The organism is Agrococcus jejuensis (genome assembly GCF_007679035.1).
Taxonomy (GTDB): domain Bacteria; phylum Actinomycetota; class Actinomycetes; order Actinomycetales; family Microbacteriaceae; genus Agrococcus; species Agrococcus jejuensis_A.
The window spans coordinates 1,184,049-1,200,930 of sequence record NZ_VEFR01000001.1 but is presented as its reverse complement, the minus strand read 5'-3'; the positions used below and the strand labels follow the sequence as shown (position 1 = coordinate 1,200,930).

Below are 16,882 nucleotides of genomic sequence, written 5' to 3'. Positions count from 1 at the left end.
GCTGCGGCGTGCCATTCCCAGGGCCCGTACCCCGATCGCATAGCATCGGGTCACACCTTCGGGAGGGATGAGGTCCCATGCGCCGCTCCAGCACGCGGTTCGCGCTCGTCGCGATCGCCGCCCTCGCGAGCGTCGTGGGGATGCTCCAACCCGGCACCGCGACGCCCGCGCACGCCGCGTCGACGGGTGCGAAGTCGCTCTCGGCGTCGGCCTCCGCCGCCGTCGAGGCGTCGGCGTCGACGCTCGTCGATGCCGCGTCCGCCGCACAGGTCGACCCGGCGTCCGCCGCGCAGGTCGATGCAGCCTCGACCGCGACGACGGACCTCGCCGCCGCCCCGGTCGCGCCCCTCGCGACCGCAGCCGACTGGCGCAACTTCAACGCCGGCAACATCATCTCCGACGCGAACTTCTACGCGGGCGGCACGATGAACGGCCAGCAGGTGCAGTCGTTCATCGAGGCCCGCAACTCGTCGTGCACGAGCGGCTACACCTGCCTCTACCAGTACTGGCAGGCGACCCCGACGATGGCGGGCAACGCGTACTGCCAGGCGATCGCGGGCTCCGGCGGCATGTCGGCCGCGCAGATCATCGCCGCGGTCGGCTCGGCATGCAACATCTCGCAGCGCGCCCTCCTCGTGCTGCTCGAGAAGGAGCAGGGCCTCGTGACGAGCCGGGCGCCGGCACCGTGGCGGTACTCGAGCGCCACGGGCTTCGCGTGCCCCGACACCGCGCCGTGCGACTCCAGCTACGGCGGCTTCTTCTACCAGATCTACTACGCGGCGCGGCAGTTCAACGTCTACAAGACGTTCCCGACGAGCTACAACCACCAGCCCGCCGCCTGGAACACCGTGCTGTACCACCCGAACAGCGCATGCGGCTCGAGCCGCATCTACATCGCCAACTCGGCGACGGCCGGCCTGTACAACTACACGCCCTACCAGCCGAACTCGGCAGCACTGGCGAACATGTACGGCACGGGCGACTCGTGCTCGGCGTACGGCAACCGCAACTTCTGGCGGCAGTGGACCGACTGGTTCGGCGACCCGACGAGCGGGGCGAGCCTGCTGCAGTCGTCGCAGGGCGGCGACGTCTTCCTCGTCTCGGGCACGACGCGCCACCGCTTCCGCAGCTACGACCTGTACCTGCAGTACCAGTCGCTCGGCCCCGTGCGCATCGTGAGCCTCACGGAGATCGAGTCGTACGCCGACGGCCCCGACATCTCCCGTGCCGTGCAGGCCGCCGACGGCACCGCCTACTACGTCGACGACGGCAGGCTGCTGCGCTTCCGCAGCTGCACGCAGGCGCAGGACTACGGCACCGCGTGCGCCGGCCTCCCGCAGCTCACGTCGTCGCAGCTGTCGACGATGCGCGCCGGGGAGGCGTGGCTCGACCAGGTCGCGCGCACGCCCGACGGCGTGCAGTGGCTCGTGCAGGGCAGGGAGCGTCGCGAGATCCTCGACCTGAGCCTGCTGCCGCAGTACGGCATCCCCGCGCAGGCGTCGAGCCTCACGGCGTCGGCGGTGAGCTGGATGCGGATCGGCCCGCCGGTGCTCGGCCCCGGCGTCTACGCGACCTCGGCCGGCCAGTGGGTGCGCCTCGTGACGAACGCGGGCACCTGGGCCATCCCGGCGGCTGCCGACGGCATGCCGTTCACGCTCGCGGCGCGCGACGTGACGCAGGCCTCGCTCGCACTCGTCTCGACCGGCAACGGCACGATGCCGCTGCGCGTGCGCGCCGGATCGACGACGGCGATGCTCTCCGACGACGGCTGGCTGCGCGTCGACGCGGCGCAGGTCGGCGGCACGAGCATGTTCACGGCCATCGACCCGGCGGCGCTCTCGGGCCTGCCGCAGGTGTCGACCGCCACGCCGCCGTTCTTCCTCCGCGAGCGGGGCACGTCGACCGTGACGTACCTCGTCTCGGCGGGCATCCTGCAGCCCATGGGCTCGCAGGCCGACATCGACTTCGTCGTGCGCACCTACGGCGTCTCGTCGCGCGTGTACGTCGGCGCCGTCGGCGCGATGCGCGGCATGCCGACGAACGCGCAGGTCGCGACGGGGCAGGTGCTGCGCACCGAGAGCGATCCGGTCTGGTACCTCGTCGACGGCAGCCGCCGATACGCGGTCGCGGACGCCGGCATCCTCTCGAGCCTCGGCCTCGGGACCTCGTCGACGCTCGTGTCGCCCGACGTGCTCGCCGCGCGCGGCGCCGTCGCGGGCACGCTCTCGTCGAACCTCATCTCGTGCGCGGGCACGACGTACTTCGCGTCCAACGGCTACCGGCATGCGATCTCCGCCGCCGTCGCAGCCGAGTGGGGGCGCACGCCGCTGCCGCTCGCCGACGCGACGTGCGCGCGATCGACGCTCGTCTCGGGCGCGTTCGGCACGACGACGCTCGACGCCGCCGGCAACGCCTATCGCATCGACGGCGGCGGCCGGTACCTGCTGCAGGGCGCCGCTGCGCAGGCAGCACGCGACGGCCTCGCCGTCTCGCGCGCCGACGCCGCCATGCTCGCGCAGCTGCCGCTGCGCGGCACGATCACGCAGGCCGCGGCCGCCGGGTCGTTCGTGCGTCTCGCGAACGGCACCGTGGCCTACTACGACGGGTCCGCGTTCCTGCCGTTCTCGACGCCCGGCCTCGCCGTCGGGTTCGGAGGCTCGTCGCCGACGGCCGTCGACGCGACGTTCGCGTCGCTGTCGACGACCGGCACGACCATCTCGAGCCCGGCCATCCGCTGCGGCACGACGAACGGGTTCGCGGTCGGCGGGCGCATCATGCCGTACGCCTCGTCGGCGGTCGCCTCCGCGTGGAACGTGACGCACACGGCGGTCCCGTCGAGCCTGTGCTCGGCCCTGCCCGCCGGGTCGGCGGTCACGCAGTACACGACGGTGTGGGGCCGCACGTGGCTCATCGAGGGCGGTCAGAGCCGCGAGCTGCTCACGCAGCGCGCGATCGACCGACTCGGTGCGCCCCTCGTGGGCATCACCTCGGTGACGGGCGAGGTCATGAACCTCGTGCGCGCCGGGCAGCCCATCGAGCGCTGACGCGCCACCCGCGCAGACGACGACCCCGGTGCCGACGGGCACCGGGGTCGCGTCGTGCGCAGGCATGCTGCGCGACCGTCAGCGTGCGGCGCGGGCCGCCATGATCTCGCGGATGCGCGTCGCGTCGCCCCAGACGCCGGGGGAGTCGTAGGGGCGGTCGGGGAAGGCGCCGTACTCGAGCTCGAGCCCGAGGTCGTGCTCGGCGATGTAGCCCGTCACGCGCGACGCGAGCGACTCGGGCTCGCCCGTGCAGCAGTTGATGACGCCGTCGATCGCCGACTGCTCCGACACGGCCGCGATCTGCCTGCCGAGCTCGTCGACGGGGATGAAGTCGTAGAGGGTCTTGCCCGTCGTGAACGGGAACGAGGTCTTGCCCTCCGCCGACGCGGAGAGGAGCTTCGCGAAGATCGACTGGCCGCCCTCGTCGTCGCCGTAGATGTAGTAGCAGCGCAGCCACGACACCGACAGGTCGTCGCGGCCGCCGAGCGCCGCGAGCATCCAGCGTCGCAGCGCGTCCTTCGCGATGCCGTACAGCGTCGTCGGGTTCGTCGGGGTGTCCGCGTCGATCGCGCCCTCGACGTAGCCGATCTCGTGCATGGTGCCGAGCACCGCGAGGCGCTCGAGGCTCGGCCACTCGGCGACCGCCGTCAGGAAGCGCACGTGCGACGACAGCAGCTCCATGTGCGACGGTGCCGCATGGCGGAAGCCGTCCTGCCATGCCGCGTGGATGAGCGCCGTCGGGCCCGTCTCGCCCAGTCGAGCGAGGCCCTCGGGGTCCGCGAGCACGTCGAGCTCGAGCCGCGTCGCGCGCTCGTCGACGACGGCCGACGATCCGGGGCGTACGATCGCCGTCACGGCCACCCCGTCGTCGAGCAGGGCCCTGACGACATGCCGGGCGACGTACCCTCCGGCTCCGGTGACGACCGTGTGCGCAGCGTTCGACATGCGACCTCCCTCGTGGCGTCCGTCGAGCCTATCGGGGGTCGGAGGCCACCCCTCAGCCGGCGGGAGGGCGCACGTCGAGCGCCGAGCGCCACGTGATCTGGTGCGAGGCCTTCACGGCGCACACCACGACGAGCAGCCAGCCGAGCTCGTAGAGCATGATGCTCGTCGCGAAGCCCGACGCCACCATGACGGCGAGCACCACGGCGGGCCACATGTAGACGACGGAGCGCTTGCGCGACGCGAGCAGCCACGACCGACCCGTCGCCGCGAGCAGGGCGAGCAGGAAGAGCGCGAAGCCGAGCGCGCCCACCTGCACGAGCGCGTCGATGTACGCGTTCGACGCGTCGACGACCTCGCGCGACTGCACGTTCGCGATCTCGGAGTACGGCGCGACGTCGAGGTTCCAGCGGCCCACGAAGCCGCGACCCTCGAGCCACTGCGACTGCACGCGCTGCAGCGCGAGCACCTGCCGCCACACGTCGATGCGGTACAGGGCCTCGGTCGTGCCGCCGAGCAGCTGCACGAGCGGCCACCGCGCCGCGTACACGATCACGCCCGCCGCGACCGCGACGAGCGCGACGGCGACCTGCCTGCTCGTGCGCAGCTGCGGCTCGGCGGCGCGGATGAACGCGAGGGCGCCGTAGGCGGCCAGCGCGACGACGGCGAGCACGAGCGCGGTCGACGAGCGCGTGAGCAGCAGCGCGGCGATGGCGCCGCCCACCCACGCGAGCCCCGGCCACATCGGCAGCGAGCGCATCCGCAGCTCGACGACGAACGTCACGAGGGCGAGCACCGCGACGATGCCCATGACCTCGGCGCGGCCGAGCAGGCCCTGCACGGGCCCCAGCCGGATGAGGTTGCCGTGCACGCCGAGGCCGGGCAACGGCATGTCGAGCACGACGCCCAGCAGCATCTCGACGACGAACGAGCCCAGCAGCGTCGCCCGCAGCACGCCGCCGAACGCGCGCACGATCTGCGAGGTGTCGCGCGTGAGCGCCACGTAGGCCCCCAGCAGCCCGAACGCGACGAGCTCGAGCACGCCGAGCGCGGCCGCGCCCGTGTAGCGCGACCACACGATCGACAGCGCCGCGTAGACGACGAACGCCGCGAGCGTCACGGGCACGTAGCGCACCTCGAGCTCGAGGCGCATGGCCCACAGCGAGCCGGCGGCGAGCACGACGAGCACGACGAGCACGCCGCCGAGCCCCGCCCATCCCGACAGGCGCACGATGAGCGGTGCGAGCACGGCGGCGCCGATCGCCGCCGTCGTGAGCGCCTGGATCGTGCGGGCCTGTCCGAGCAGATGGTCGGCGACCTCGAGGAAGCGCCTCACGCGGCCACCGCCTGCGAGCGCGATCGCGCGGGCAGCAGCCACGCGAACGCGACGAGCAGCGCGAACCCGAGCTCGATGAGCGGTCGCGACTCCGCGAGCCCCTGGGCGACGAGCGCGGCGAGCACGAGCAGCGGCGTCGCGCGCAGCGCGCCGTCGCCGGCGGGGGCGGCGCGCATCCAGCGGATCGCGCCGATCGCCGTCGTCGCCTGCAGCGCGATCCAGGCGAGCAGGCCCACGACGCCGATCTGCATGAGCAGGTCGAGCACGACCGAGTGCGCCTGCAGGTAGACGACGCCGTCGTGCACCGCGAGGTCGTCGTAGGGCTCGGCGAACGGCGGCCAGTAGCCGACCCAGCCCGTGCCCACGACGGGGTTCCGCAGCCACTGGTCGACGACGGCGGCCCAGATGTCGGTGCGGCCCGTGAGGTCGCCGTCGCGGCCGAGCAGCGCCAGCAGCGCGTCCCGCGCGACGGCGACGACGATCGCGCCACCGACGACGGCGGCGCCGAGGCCGACGAGCGTCCAGCGGAACGCGCGCGGCGAGAGACGGCGCCAGGCGACGACGAGCGCCGCGACGACCGCGACGACCGCCAGCGCCACGAGCACCGTCGCCGAGCGCGTGAGCGCCAGCACGACGAGCGGCAGCGCGATCCACGCCGGCCACGCACGCAGCCTGCCCGACGCGGCGAGGCACGCGGCGAGCACGAGCGCGAGGAGCGCGAGCATCGCGAGCAGGTTCGCGTTGCCGACGATGCCCTGGATGCGGCCGCCCTCGAGCAGCAGCCCGCGCGACCATGCGTACGAGGCGGGGGAGTCGGGCCCGTACGAGGTCACGCCGGGCATGGGCACGAGCGGGTACACGCGGCCGCCGACCACGAGCGCGACGACGAGCTCGAAGGCGATCGACAGCGCCAGGATGCCCTGCAGCACGCGGTGCAGGATCGTGAGCAGACGCTCGGGCTCGAGCCGCGCGAGCAGCAGCCCCGCGACCGCGGTCGCCACCTGGAGCGCGGCGCCGAGCAGCGTCGCGAGCGGCGCGACCGCCCAGATCGCCGACAGCAGCATGAGCGCGAGCAGCATGGCGAGCGCGATCGGCATGGCGCGCAGCCGTGGACGGGCGCGCACGAGCACGACGACGGCGGCGACCAGCGTCAGCCCGCACACGACGGCCCAGCCCGCATAGCCCACCGCGTAGCGCACGGCGTCGCCCGCCGCGAGCAGCGCGATCGCCCATCCGGCCAGCAGCGATGCCGGCCGGGAAGTCATGCCGTCCATCGTCGCACGCGGGCGCGCGCCGATCCGGCAGGCGCTCCCGCTGCGAACCCCCGAGTGGACACCTCCCGTTCATGCCGCACCGCACCGGGTGTGCCAGGATCGGCGAGACCTCGACCGGAGGAGCTGCATTGCCAGGGACCTTGGTGCTCGTGCCCACGTACGACGAGCGCGACTCGCTGCCCACGACGCTGCGGCGTCTGCTCGAGTCGGCGCCCGACGTGCACGTGCTCGTCATCGACGACGGCAGCCCGGACGGCACCGGCGAGCTCGCCGAGGAGATGGCCGCGAAGGACTCGCGCATCGCCGTGCTGCACCGCAGCGAGAAGCGCGGCCTCGGCGCCGCCTACGTCGCAGGGTTCCGCGAGGGGCTCGCGCGCGGCTACGACGTGCTCGTGGAGATGGACGCCGACGGCTCGCATCCGCCGGAGCGCCTGCCGCAGATGCTCGACGCCGTCGAGGCAGGCGCCGACCTCGCGATCGGCTCGCGCTGGATCCCCGGTGGGAGCGTCGTCGACTGGCCCATCCACCGCCAGGCGCTGTCGCGCGGCGCGAATGCCTACGCGCGCCTGCTGCTCGGCATCGACGTGCACGACATGACGGCGGGCTTCCGCGCCTACCGCTCCGCGCTGCTCGACGCGATCGACCTCGACGCGATCGACTCGCGCGGCTACGCCTTCCAGATCGAGATGACGATCGCGTCGGACGACGCGCACGCCACGATCGTCGAGGTGCCCATCGCGTTCGCCGAGCGCGCTGCCGGCGTCTCGAAGATGTCGATGGGCATCGTCGTGGAGGCGCTCGTCAAGGTCACCGGCTGGGGCCTCGGGCGCCGCGCGCGACGCGTCAGGCGAACGCAGCCCGTCCCGTGATCGCGCGGCCGACGATGAGCTGGTTCATCTGGAACGTCCCCTCGTACGAGTAGAGGGCCTCGGCGTCGGCGAAGAAGCGGGCGACGTCGTGGTCGGTGACGATGCCGTTGCCGCCGCACACCTCGCGGCACCAGGCGACGACCTCGCGCATCCGCGCGGTCGTGTACGCCTTCGCGAGCGCCGAGTGCGCGTCGTCCTGCGTGTCCTCGTCCTGCATCCGCGACACCTGCACGCACAGGGCGATGCACGCCGTGATGGCGCCGAGGGACTTCGCGAGCAGGTCCTGCACGAGCTGGTGGCCCGCGATGGGCTGGCCGAACTGCTCGCGCTCGCTCGTGTACCGCACGGCGGCCTCGTAGGCGCCCGCCATGACGCCGACCGCGGCCCACGCCACCTCGGCGCGCGTGAGGCGCAGCACGCGCGCGGTGTCGCGGAACGACTCGGCGCGCTGCAGGCGCATCGACTCGGGCACCCGCACGCCCTCGAGCACGATGTCGGCGTTCTGCACCATGCGCAGCGCGATCTTGCGCTCGATCTTCGTCGCGGTGAACCCGGGGGTCGTCGTGGGCACGATGAAGCCCTTCACCTGGCCGTCGGCGACGTCCTTCGCCCAGACGATGACGACGTCGGCGAACGTCGCGTTGCCGATCCATCGCTTGGCGCCATCGAGCACCCACTCGTCGCCCTCGCGGCGCGCGGTCGTGCGCAGGCCGCGGGCGGAGTCGGAGCCCGAGAGCGGCTCGGTGAGGCCGAAGGCGCCGATGATCTCGCCGGAGGCCAGGCGCGGCAGCCACTCGGCGCGCTGCTCGGGCGAGCCGCAGGCGCCGATCGAGCCGGCGGCGAGGCCGTTCTGCACGCCGACGAACGTCGAGAGCGAGGCATCGACGCGCGCCATCTCGAGCGCAGCCCAGCCGCGGTAGACGGCGGAGGCGGGGAAGGTCTGCGTCTCCTCCCAGGAGTGCCCCAGCACGCCGGTCGCCGCGATCGCGGGGATCACGTCCATGGGGAACTCGTCGCGATGCCAGTGCTCGTCGACGACGGCGCGCATGGGCTCCATCGCGGCGCGCAGGGCCGCGATGGCCTCCTGCTCGCGCTCGGTGAGCTGCGACTCCATCAGGTAGAAGTCGCTGGGCAGCGGCGTGAGGGTCATGGGGCTCCTTCGCTCCGATCGGACGCGCCGTCAGCCTAGGTCGGTGACGGGGCCGACCGCTCGCCGCCTGTAGCGTCGAGCCGAACGCGGGCCGATCGGAGGCGGACGAAGTTGGAGCGATCCGCCAATCCGGATGCCCGTCGTCCGTGGATGATCGACAGTGCGCTCGCGCTCGGCGTCGCGCTCGCCACCGTGCTCTTCTGGCTCTGGCGCATCCCCGCCGCGCAGCGCGACGTGGTCTACGCCGAGGACGGCGAGCTCTTCCTGCTGCGGGGGATCGAGGCCGGCCCGTGGCACGTGCTGCTCGAGCCGTACGCCGGGTACCAGCACCTCGTGCCGCGCATCCTCTCGGCGCTCGCGCAGGGGCTGCCGCTCGAGCGCTACGGCCTCGCGACGCAGGTGGCGAGCGTGCTCGTGCTCGCCGCGATCGCCGGCGCCACGGTGCTCCTCGCCCGCGACGTCGTCGCGTCGCGCGTCGCGCGTGTGGCGCTCGGCCTCGTGCCGGTCGTCGTGCCGCTCGCGGGCCTCGAGGTGCTCGCGAACCTCGCGAACCTCCACACGTACTGCCTGTGGCTCGCGCTGTGGATGCTGCTGTGGCGGCCGCGCGCGTGGTGGTCGGCGTCGATCGTCGCCGTCGCGATGCTCGCGGCGACGCTGACCGAGGTGCAGACGCTGCTGCTGCTGCCGCTCGCGATCGCGCGGCTCGCGTGGATGCGCGAGCGGATGCTGCCGATCGTCGCGGCCTTCGGCATCGGCGTGGCAGGACAGGTCGTCACGTGGATCGCGGCGCCCCGCCCGATCGCGCAGGGCAGCGGCATCGACGTGGCCGACGTCGTGGTCGGCTGGCTCGTCTCGGCGGTGCGGCCCCTGCTCGTGCCCGACGCCCAGGCGGCGCTCGAGGGGCTGCGCACCGTCGGGCTCGGTCCGTCGCTCCTCGTGCTCGTGCCGTTCGCGCTCGCCGTCGTCGTGGTGCTGGTCTGGGGCGACGCGAGGCAGCGCGTCGCGTCGGTGGCGACGTGCCTCGTGTCGGCGTGCGTCTTCGGCGGCTCGGTGCTCGCGACGCCGTTCGACGCCCTCGACTACGCGTGGCGCGAGGGCGACGAGTGGGCGACCGTTCTGCTCGCCGTGCGCTACGGCGTCGGCGCGGGGATGCTCGTGGCCGCGCAGGTGCCGCTCGCCGTGGGCGTCGTGCTCGACCGTCTCGCGCGTCGCCGATCGGCTGCGACGCGTGCATCGCGCGCGCTCCGCGTCGCCGTCGCGTCGGTGGCCGTCGCGCTCGTCGCGGCGATGGCGCTGCTCTCGCCCCTCTCGGGCTCGATGCGCGAGGGGCAGCCGGGCTGGCAGGCGCAGGTCGACGAGGCCGAGGCCGCGTGCGAGGCGGGCGCGACGGTCGCCGAGCTGCGCGTCGTGCCCGGCGCCCGGGTGGTCGCGGTGCCGTGCGACGACCTGCTCGAGCGCGTCGCGGCCGACGCGGACGCGTGACGCACGGCTGAGCCGCGCCCGGCGATAGGGTCGGCTTCGATGGCAGCGACCTCCGTGGCACTCGTGCGCATCGCCAACGCGGTGCGCGACTACGCATGGGGCAGCGAGACGCTCGTCGCCGACTACCTCGGCACGGCGCCGTCCGGCGGCCCCGAGGCCGAGGTGTGGCTCGGCGCCCACCCCGCGTGGCCCGCTCGGCTCGACGACGGCACCCCGCTCGACGCGGCGCTCGCCGCCGCGGGGGCTGCGCAGCCCGGCATCCTGCTGAAGGTGCTCGCGGCGGCGCACGCGCTCTCGCTGCAGGTGCATCCGTCGACGGCGCAGGCGCAGGCCGGGTTCGCGGCCGAGGAGGCGGCCGGCGTGCCGCTCGACGCGTCGCACCGCTCGTACAAGGACCCGCGCTCGAAGCCCGAGCTCATCGTCGCCGTCACGCCGTTCGAGGCCCTCTCGGGCTTCCAGCCCAGCGAGCGCACGCTCGCGGTGCTCGACGCGCTCGTCGCGCTCGACGCGCGCGTCGTGCCCTACGCCGATCGCGTGCGAGCGTCGACGCGCGATGCGCTCGCATGGCTCCTCGCCGGGGGCGACGAGGTGGATGCCGTGGTCGCGGCCGTCGTCGCCGCCGCGCCCTCGCTGCCGGCCGAGCACGCCGCCGCGGCCGACACCGTCGCCCGCCTGCACGCCGACTACTCGGGCGACGCCGGCATCGCGACCGCGCTCATGCTGCACCGCGTCTCGCTCGCGCCCGGCGAGGGCGTGTTCCTGCCGGCCGGCAACCTGCACGCCTACCTCTCGGGGCTCGGCATCGAGCTCATGGAGGCGAGCGACAACGTGCTGCGCGGCGGCCTCACCCCGAAGCACGTCGATCGCGACGAGCTGCTGCGCATCGTCGACGTGACGCCCGTCGACGACCCGATGCTGCATCCGATCGCGCTGCCCGGCGCCACGGCGTATCGACCCGATGCGGCGTTCGAGCTGCGCCACGTCGAGGGCGAGCACGCCGCGGGGGCCGCGGCCTGCGCCATCGTGCTCGCTGCGTCGCCGACGATCGTCGAGGTCGCGGGGGAGCGGCTGGAGCTCGCGCGGGGCGAGGCCGCGTTCGCCGCGGCGCCGAGCGGGATCCGGGTCGACGCGCCCGACGCGTGGCTCGCCCTGGAGGTGCGCGACACGCCGTGAGCACGGGCTCCCGGCCGTGTCGTCGGCGCGCCGTAGGATTCGCGACTTGACGCGAGGGGAATCACAACGGTGTAATTGTCCAATCACGCCGCAGGCCGAGCGGCGTCACTGGGAATTGGAGCACCGCATGCGCGATGAGAACCGCCGCAGCGTTCCCGAAGACTGGTTCATCGACCCCATCCAGCTGGGTGTGCCCGGATCCCCGCTCCGCCGGACCGCCCCCGTCGAGTCCGACGAGGATGGGCAGCTCGCATGGCAGGTCGACGCACTCTGCGCACAGACGGACCCCGAGGCGTTCTTCCCCGAGAAGGGCGGCTCGACGCGTGACGCGAAGCGCATCTGCGAGGGCTGCGACGTGCGCGCGCAGTGCCTCGACTACGCGCTGCAGAACGACGAGCGCTTCGGCATCTGGGGCGGGCTCTCCGAGCGCGAGCGCCGCCGCCTGCGTCGCTCGGCCTGACCCGCCGAGAGGATCGGCTCGCGGACTTCGCGCCGCACCGACGACCTTGCCGCGTGCGGCGCCCCGTGATGCCTAGCCTTGCCGGGTGCGTCAGCGTGTCCTCGTCGTGCTCGCCGTGCGAAACGGAGCCGACTACCTGCAACGGACGCTCGAGGCCATCGCGGCGCAGACCGTGACCCCCGAGCGCGTCGTCGCCGTCGACGCGCGCAGCACCGATGCCTCGCGCAGCCTCCTGCAGGCGGCGGACGTCGCCCTCGTCGACGCTCCTGCGACCGCGACCTTCGGCGACGCGGTGCGCGTCGGTGTCGCCGCCCTGCCCGACGCGCAGGAGGGCGAGTGGCTCTGGCTGCTCGCGCACGACGCGGTGCCGCATCCGGGCGCGCTCGCGGCGCTGCTCGGCACGGCCGAGACGAGCCCGTCGGTCGCGGTCGTCGGCCCGAAGGTCATGCGCGCCGCCGAGCCCGACACGTTCGCCGAGTACGGGCAGACCACCACGCCGCTCGGTCGGAGCGTGCGCCTGCGCGACGGCGAGCTCGATCAGGGGCAGCACGACGGCGACTCGGATGCGCTGGGCGTCGCCGAGTCGGGCGTGCTCGTGCGTCGCGACGTGCTCGAGGCGCTCGGCGGGTTCGACGCGGCGCTGCCGAGCGTCGACGCCGGGCTCGACCTCGGCATCCGTGCCCGCCTCGCAGGGCACCGCGTCGCGCTGCAGCCCGCCGCGCGCGTGCGCCGCGCCGGCGGCCCGGAGCACTTCCGGCTGCGTCGCGTGTCCGACGCCCGTCGCACGCGCATCGTGCGCTCCGCGCAGCTGCACCGCAGGCTCGCCTACGCGCATCCCCTCCTCGTGCCGCTGCACTGGCTCGTGCTGCTGCCGCTCGCCCTGCTCCGCTCGGTCGGGCACGTGCTCGCGAAGCGGCCCGGCAGCGTGCCGGCCGAGTGGGCCGCCGCCGCGACCGCTGCCGTGCGCCTCGGCCGCGTCGCCCGCGCGCGCACCCGCATCCGCCGCACGCGTGTGGCGCCGTGGCGCGATCTGCGTCCGTTGCGCGTGTCCTGGCGCGCGCTGCGCGAGCATCGCCAGCGCGTCGGCGACGACGTCGACCACAACGCGCGCGTCGTCGACGAGCGCGTGGGCTTCGTCGAGGGCGCAGCCCTGTGGGTCGCGGCGCTCGCGGCCGTCGTCGGCGTGCTCGTGCTCGCACCCCTCATCGGCGCGGGTGGGCTCACGGGCGGCGCGCTGCTGCCGCTCGACGGCTCCGTCGCGGGGCTGTGGACGGATGCGACGTGGGGCGCCCGCGACGGCGTCGGCGACGTCGTCGGGCCCGCGGACGGCTTCGCGCTGCTCGTCGCTGCGGTCGGCTCGATCGTGCCCTGGGCGCCGTCGACGGCGATCATCGTGCTGCTGCTCGCCGCCGCGCCGCTCTCGGCCGTGACGGGGTGGGCGTTCGTGCGCACGCTCACGACGAGCCGGTGGATGCCGACGGTCGCCGCCGCGGTCTGGGCGTTCGCGCCGACGCTCCTGCTCTCGGTGCACGAGGGCCGCATCGGCGCGGTCGTCGCGCACGTGCTGCTGCCCGTCGCGGCGGCATGCGCGCTGCGCGCATCGCAGTCGTGGCGTGCCACGGGCGGCGCGGGGCTCGCGCTCGCGCTCGTCGCCGCCGGTGCGCCGTCGCTGCTGCCCGCGCTCGTGCTCGGCGTCGTCGTGATCGCCGTCGTGCGCTGGCGCGCCCCGCGCGTGCTGCTCGCGCTCGTGCCCCCGCTGCTGCTCGTCGGCCCGACCGTCGCCTGGCAGTGGGTCGCGGGCTCGCCGCTCGCGGCGCTCGCCGACCCCGGCGTGCCGCTCGCGAGCGAGCCCGCGACGCCGCTCCAGCTGCTGCTCGGCATGCCCGTCGGCGATCTCGGCGGCATCGGCGTCGTCGCCGACGCCCTGGCGATCGACGCCCGCTGGATCGCGATCGCGCTCGCGGCGCCGCTGCTGGTGCTCGCGGTCGTCGCGCCCTTCCTGCGCGTGCGCGCGCTGCTGCCGATCGGCGTCGCCGCGCTCGGGCTCGCCACGGCGATCGGCCAGACGCACGTGTCGGTCTCCGCCGACGGCACCGACGTCGTGGCGCTGTGGGCCGGCAGCGGCGTGAGCCTGCTGCTGCTCGGGCTGCTCGCCGCGGCGACGCGCACGATCGACGTGCTCGAGGCCCGCGGCGGCGTGCCGATGTCGGCCGTGACGCTCGCTGCGGCGCTCGGCGCGGCACCGGCCGTCGTGCTGGGCATGCTCGTGCCCGCCCTCGAGCCGGCCCCGGCGCGCGCCCTGCCCGCCTTCGTCGTCGCGGACGTCGACGCCAACGTCGGCACCCTCGTCATCACGCCGCTCGACGACGGCACGGTGTCGGCGCGCGTCGAGCGCGGCGCCGGGTCGGGCCTCACCGACGCCTCGACCCTCGCGTCGACCGCGGAGGTCGGGCCTCGCGCCGAGGAGCTCGCCGTCGTGGCGGCCAACCTCGTCGCGGGCGGCGGCGACGTCGAGGGCGACCTCGACGCCTGGTCGGTGCGCTACGTGCTGCTGGCCGACGGCGACGCGACCCTGCGCGACGTCGCCGAGTCGAGCCTCGCCGAGCGCGACGGGCTCGAGGCGATCGGCGACACGGCGTTCGGCATGCTCTGGCAGCGCGACGTCGACGTCGCGCCGGCGCCGGCGACGACGACGTGGGCCTGGGGCCTGCTGGCGGCGCAGCTGCTCGCCGTCGTCGCGGCGATCGTGCTCGCGCTGCCATCGGCAGGCCGGGGTGCGCGCGGGCGATCGCGCCGCTCGAGGATCGTGAGGGACTGGGCATGAGCGACGACCGCACGGGACCCGACGAGCAGCCGATCGACGCGGCCGCGCAGGCGGACGACGAGGCGCTCGACCCGACGCGCGACGACGCGTCGGACGAGGCGCCCGATGCGGCGACGACCGCCGAGCCCGAGTCCGAGTCCGAGCCCGAGCCCGAGCCCGAGCCCGAGCCCGAGGATGCGGGCGACGTCGACACGAACGCGACCGGCGCCGACGACGTCGACCTCGCGACCGACGTCACGGCGACGGACCGCGAGGCCGCCGCGATCGAGGCTGCGGAGCGCGCCCGCGCGCTCGAGCCGCGCACGGTCGGCCTCTGGGGCGTGCGTGCGGCCGCCGGCATCGCGACGCTCGCGATCGGCGTGCTCGCCGTGCTCGCCGCGCCCAGCCTTCCCACGGTGCAGGCCGACGCGCGCATCGCATCCGTCGCGCCCGACGCCCCCGCCGAGACGCGGGTGTGCGCCGGACCGCTGCTCGGCATCGGCGACGCGAGCGGCGACGCCGGCGCCGTCGCAGCGCTGGCGCAGCCGAGCCTCAACGGCTACTTCGAGGAGAGCGCCTCCATCGCGTTCGACGAGGGCGACGGCGCCGCCACCGTGCTGCAGGGGCCCGGGGTCGGTGGCGCGGAGGCGCTCGGCGTCGACACGACCACCGCGGCCGGCGTCGCGGCGAGCGCATGCACCGAGCCCGCGACGTCGCAGTGGCTCGTCGGCGGCGCGACGACCACCGGTCGCACCAGCGTGCTCACCGTCGCGAACCCGGGCACGGCTGCGACCTCGGTCGACGTGTCGATCTTCGGGCCAGAGGGGCAGGTCGACGCCGTCGGCAGCACCGGCATCGCCATCGCAGGCGGCAGCGTCGCGGTCGTCGACCTCGCGGCCTTCGCGCCGGGCCTCGCCGCACCGGTCGTGCAGGTGACGTCGTCGGGCGGCCCCGTGACCGTGCATCTGCAGCACACGGTCGTCCGCACGCTGCAGCCGGGAGGCGTCGACGTCGTCGACTCGACGCAGGCCTCCACCGACCTCGCGATCCCCGGCGTCATCATCGGCGAGCCGACGGGCCTGCAGACGCGGGAGGGGTTCGCGGACGCGGTGCCCGCGCTGCGCGTGCTCGCGGGGGAGTCGACGACCGCGACCGTCACGACGATCGCCGATGGCGACGAGCCCATCGCCGCCACGCTCGACCTCGTCGGCGGGCAGGTGCAGGAGATCGACCTGTCGGGCCTCGCGCCCGGCACGTACGCCTTCACGATCGAGGCCGACGTGCCGATCGTCGCTGCGGCGAGGCAGGTGCGCGTCGACGGCGACGCCATCGACCTCGACTGGGTCGCCGGGCAGTCCGCCTGGCTCGACGGCACGACGACGATGCCCGTCACGGCGGGCGAGGACGGTCGCGTGCACGTGCTGTCGCTGAGCGACGAGCCCACGACCGTGACGATCGGCGACGACGAGGTCGAGCTCGCGCCCGGCGCCTTCCGCACGCTGCCGGTCGAGGAGGGCGTGACGTTCGTCGAGGGCCGCGACGTCGTGCTGGCCGTGACGTTCTCCGGCAGCGCCGGCATCGCCGGCTACGCCATCACGCCACGGATCGCGGCGCGCGAGGGCATCGACGTCGTGCTCTGACGCGAGCCGGCCGCCGCGCGTCGGCCCGCGTCAGTGGTGCCGGTAGCGGTCGGGAGCGATCTCCCACGGCTCGCGCCCGATGAGCTCGGCGGCCGCGCGGAAGATGCACGACTCGATCGCGACCCGGCGGTGCCAGTCGTCGTCGACGTGCAGCTGCACGAGCCGCTGGATCGGCAGCCGGAACACCGTGATCGTGCGCTCGCGGTGGTCGACCCACCACTGCGGCACCTCGCGCGCGAGCGGCGCGAGCTCCGACGGCGGCATGTCGGCCCAGCGGAACCGCGCGCCGGCGAGCTCGTCGGGCCACTGGCCCATGAGGTACTCGGCCGCGTCGGCCAGCACGTCCTCGAAGCGCGTCTGCCGCGACTCGAGCAGCGGCAGCACCGGACCCGCGATCGACGACCGCGCGCCGCGATCGTGGCGTCGACGGGTGCGTGCACGGGGCATGCCTCCATCGTACGAGTAGCCTGGGCCGGATGGACGGCAGGATGTGCTCCAGGCCCACGTGCCGCAACTACGCCGACCGCACCCTCACGTACGACTACGACGACCGGATGATGGCGATCGGACCCCTGCTCGACGCGAGGCAGGAGGGCGGCTACGACCTGTGCGACGTGCATGCCGCTCGCATCCAGCCGCCCGCAGGGTGGACGATCGTGCAGCACCGCGCCGAGGCGTGACCGACCGCCGACGAAGGATTGGATCGACC

General features: G+C 74.4%; 13 protein-coding genes. 8 read left to right on the top strand and 5 right to left on the bottom strand.

Annotated elements, in window-relative coordinates:
• Positions 1-77 precede the first annotated feature (77 nt).
• Positions 78-3,044, top strand: coding sequence for a hypothetical protein (locus FS793_RS05830; RefSeq protein ID WP_144719422.1), 2,967 nt, complete (start codon positions 78-80; stop codon positions 3,042-3,044).
• Between the two features lie 78 nt (positions 3,045-3,122).
• On the opposite strand, the gene FS793_RS05825 is transcribed toward FS793_RS05830, so the two are convergent.
• From FS793_RS05825 to FS793_RS05815, 3 genes are read right to left on the bottom strand one after another with little or no spacing between them, the layout of a single operon-like run.
• Positions 3,123-3,989, bottom strand: coding sequence for an NAD-dependent epimerase/dehydratase family protein (locus FS793_RS05825; RefSeq protein WP_144719420.1), 867 nt, complete (start codon positions 3,987-3,989; stop codon positions 3,123-3,125).
• 52 nt (positions 3,990-4,041) lie between these two features.
• A complete protein-coding gene (locus FS793_RS05820) occupies positions 4,042-5,322 on the bottom strand; it encodes an O-antigen ligase family protein (RefSeq protein ID WP_144719418.1) in 1,281 nt (426 codons plus the stop codon).
• Entirely contained in the window at positions 5,319-6,587 is a 1,269-nt protein-coding gene (locus FS793_RS05815; protein WP_186329344.1) for an O-antigen ligase family protein, read from the bottom strand. The genes FS793_RS05820 and FS793_RS05815 overlap by 4 nt, the downstream gene beginning before the upstream one ends.
• Before the next feature lie 158 nt (positions 6,588-6,745).
• Between FS793_RS05815 and FS793_RS05810 the strand changes: the two genes are divergently transcribed.
• A complete protein-coding gene (locus FS793_RS05810; RefSeq protein WP_440130445.1) occupies positions 6,746-7,465 on the top strand; it encodes a polyprenol monophosphomannose synthase in 720 nt (239 codons plus the stop codon).
• Here the strand turns inward: FS793_RS05810 and FS793_RS05805 are convergent.
• Positions 7,440-8,615: an acyl-CoA dehydrogenase family protein gene (locus tag FS793_RS05805; protein WP_144719412.1), complete on the bottom strand. Its 1,176-nt coding sequence runs from the start codon at positions 8,613-8,615 to the stop codon at positions 7,440-7,442. The two genes, FS793_RS05810 and FS793_RS05805, sit on opposite strands and share 26 nt — an antisense overlap.
• 150 nt (positions 8,616-8,765) lie before the next feature.
• On the opposite strand from FS793_RS05805, the gene FS793_RS05800 reads away from it, so the two are divergent.
• From FS793_RS05800 to FS793_RS05780, 5 genes are all read left to right on the top strand, one after another.
• Positions 8,766-10,097 (top strand): hypothetical protein, encoded by a 1,332-nt coding sequence (locus FS793_RS05800; protein ID WP_144719410.1) that lies wholly within the window; start codon positions 8,766-8,768, stop codon positions 10,095-10,097.
• 39 nt (positions 10,098-10,136) lie between these two features.
• Positions 10,137-11,270 (top strand): mannose-6-phosphate isomerase, class I, encoded by a 1,134-nt coding sequence (gene manA / locus FS793_RS05795; protein ID WP_144719408.1) that lies wholly within the window; start codon positions 10,137-10,139, stop codon positions 11,268-11,270.
• 127 nt (positions 11,271-11,397) lie between these two features.
• On the top strand, positions 11,398-11,730 hold the full coding sequence (locus FS793_RS05790; RefSeq protein WP_144719406.1) for a WhiB family transcriptional regulator: 333 nt from the start codon (positions 11,398-11,400) through the stop codon (positions 11,728-11,730).
• An 85-nt stretch (positions 11,731-11,815) separates the two neighbouring features.
• Positions 11,816-14,554 carry a glycosyltransferase family 2 protein gene (locus tag FS793_RS05785; RefSeq protein ID WP_144719405.1) on the top strand — a complete coding sequence of 913 codons (2,739 nt, stop codon included), beginning with the start codon at positions 11,816-11,818 and terminating at the stop codon, positions 14,552-14,554.
• Complete coding sequence (locus FS793_RS05780) at positions 14,551-16,173, top strand: DUF5719 family protein (protein WP_144719403.1); 1,623 nt, start codon at positions 14,551-14,553, stop codon at positions 16,171-16,173. The genes FS793_RS05785 and FS793_RS05780 overlap by 4 nt, the downstream gene beginning before the upstream one ends.
• A 30-nt stretch (positions 16,174-16,203) precedes the next feature.
• On the opposite strand, the gene FS793_RS05775 is transcribed toward FS793_RS05780, so the two are convergent.
• Positions 16,204-16,620, bottom strand: coding sequence for a metallopeptidase family protein (locus FS793_RS05775; RefSeq protein ID WP_144719401.1), 417 nt, complete (start codon positions 16,618-16,620; stop codon positions 16,204-16,206).
• A gap of 29 nt (positions 16,621-16,649) precedes the next feature.
• Here FS793_RS05775 and FS793_RS05770 point away from each other — a divergent pair, with 29 nt between their 5' ends.
• Positions 16,650-16,853 carry a DUF3499 family protein gene (locus FS793_RS05770; protein ID WP_144719399.1) on the top strand — a complete coding sequence of 68 codons (204 nt, stop codon included), beginning with the start codon at positions 16,650-16,652 and terminating at the stop codon, positions 16,851-16,853.
• Positions 16,854-16,882 lie beyond the last annotated feature (29 nt).

Bases quoted from the DNA above. Each gene is read 5' to 3' on its own strand.
- FS793_RS05770 (WP_144719399.1), top strand. From the start codon at position 16,650: ATGGACGGCAGGATGTGCTCCAGGCCCACGTGCCGCAACTACGCCGAC.
- manA (WP_144719408.1), top strand. From the start codon at position 10,137: ATGGCAGCGACCTCCGTGGCACTCGTGCGCATCGCCAACGCGGTGCGC.
- FS793_RS05800 (WP_144719410.1), top strand. From the start codon at position 8,766: ATGATCGACAGTGCGCTCGCGCTCGGCGTCGCGCTCGCCACCGTGCTC.
- FS793_RS05790 (WP_144719406.1), top strand. From the start codon at position 11,398: ATGCGCGATGAGAACCGCCGCAGCGTTCCCGAAGACTGGTTCATCGAC.
- FS793_RS05780 (WP_144719403.1), top strand. From the start codon at position 14,551: ATGAGCGACGACCGCACGGGACCCGACGAGCAGCCGATCGACGCGGCC.
- FS793_RS05805 (WP_144719412.1), bottom strand. From the start codon at position 8,615: ATGACCCTCACGCCGCTGCCCAGCGACTTCTACCTGATGGAGTCGCAG.
- FS793_RS05825 (WP_144719420.1), bottom strand. From the start codon at position 3,989: ATGTCGAACGCTGCGCACACGGTCGTCACCGGAGCCGGAGGGTACGTC.
- FS793_RS05815 (WP_186329344.1), bottom strand. From the start codon at position 6,587: ATGACTTCCCGGCCGGCATCGCTGCTGGCCGGATGGGCGATCGCGCTG.
- FS793_RS05775 (WP_144719401.1), bottom strand. From the start codon at position 16,620: ATGCCCCGTGCACGCACCCGTCGACGCCACGATCGCGGCGCGCGGTCG.
- FS793_RS05830 (WP_144719422.1), top strand. From the start codon at position 78: ATGCGCCGCTCCAGCACGCGGTTCGCGCTCGTCGCGATCGCCGCCCTC.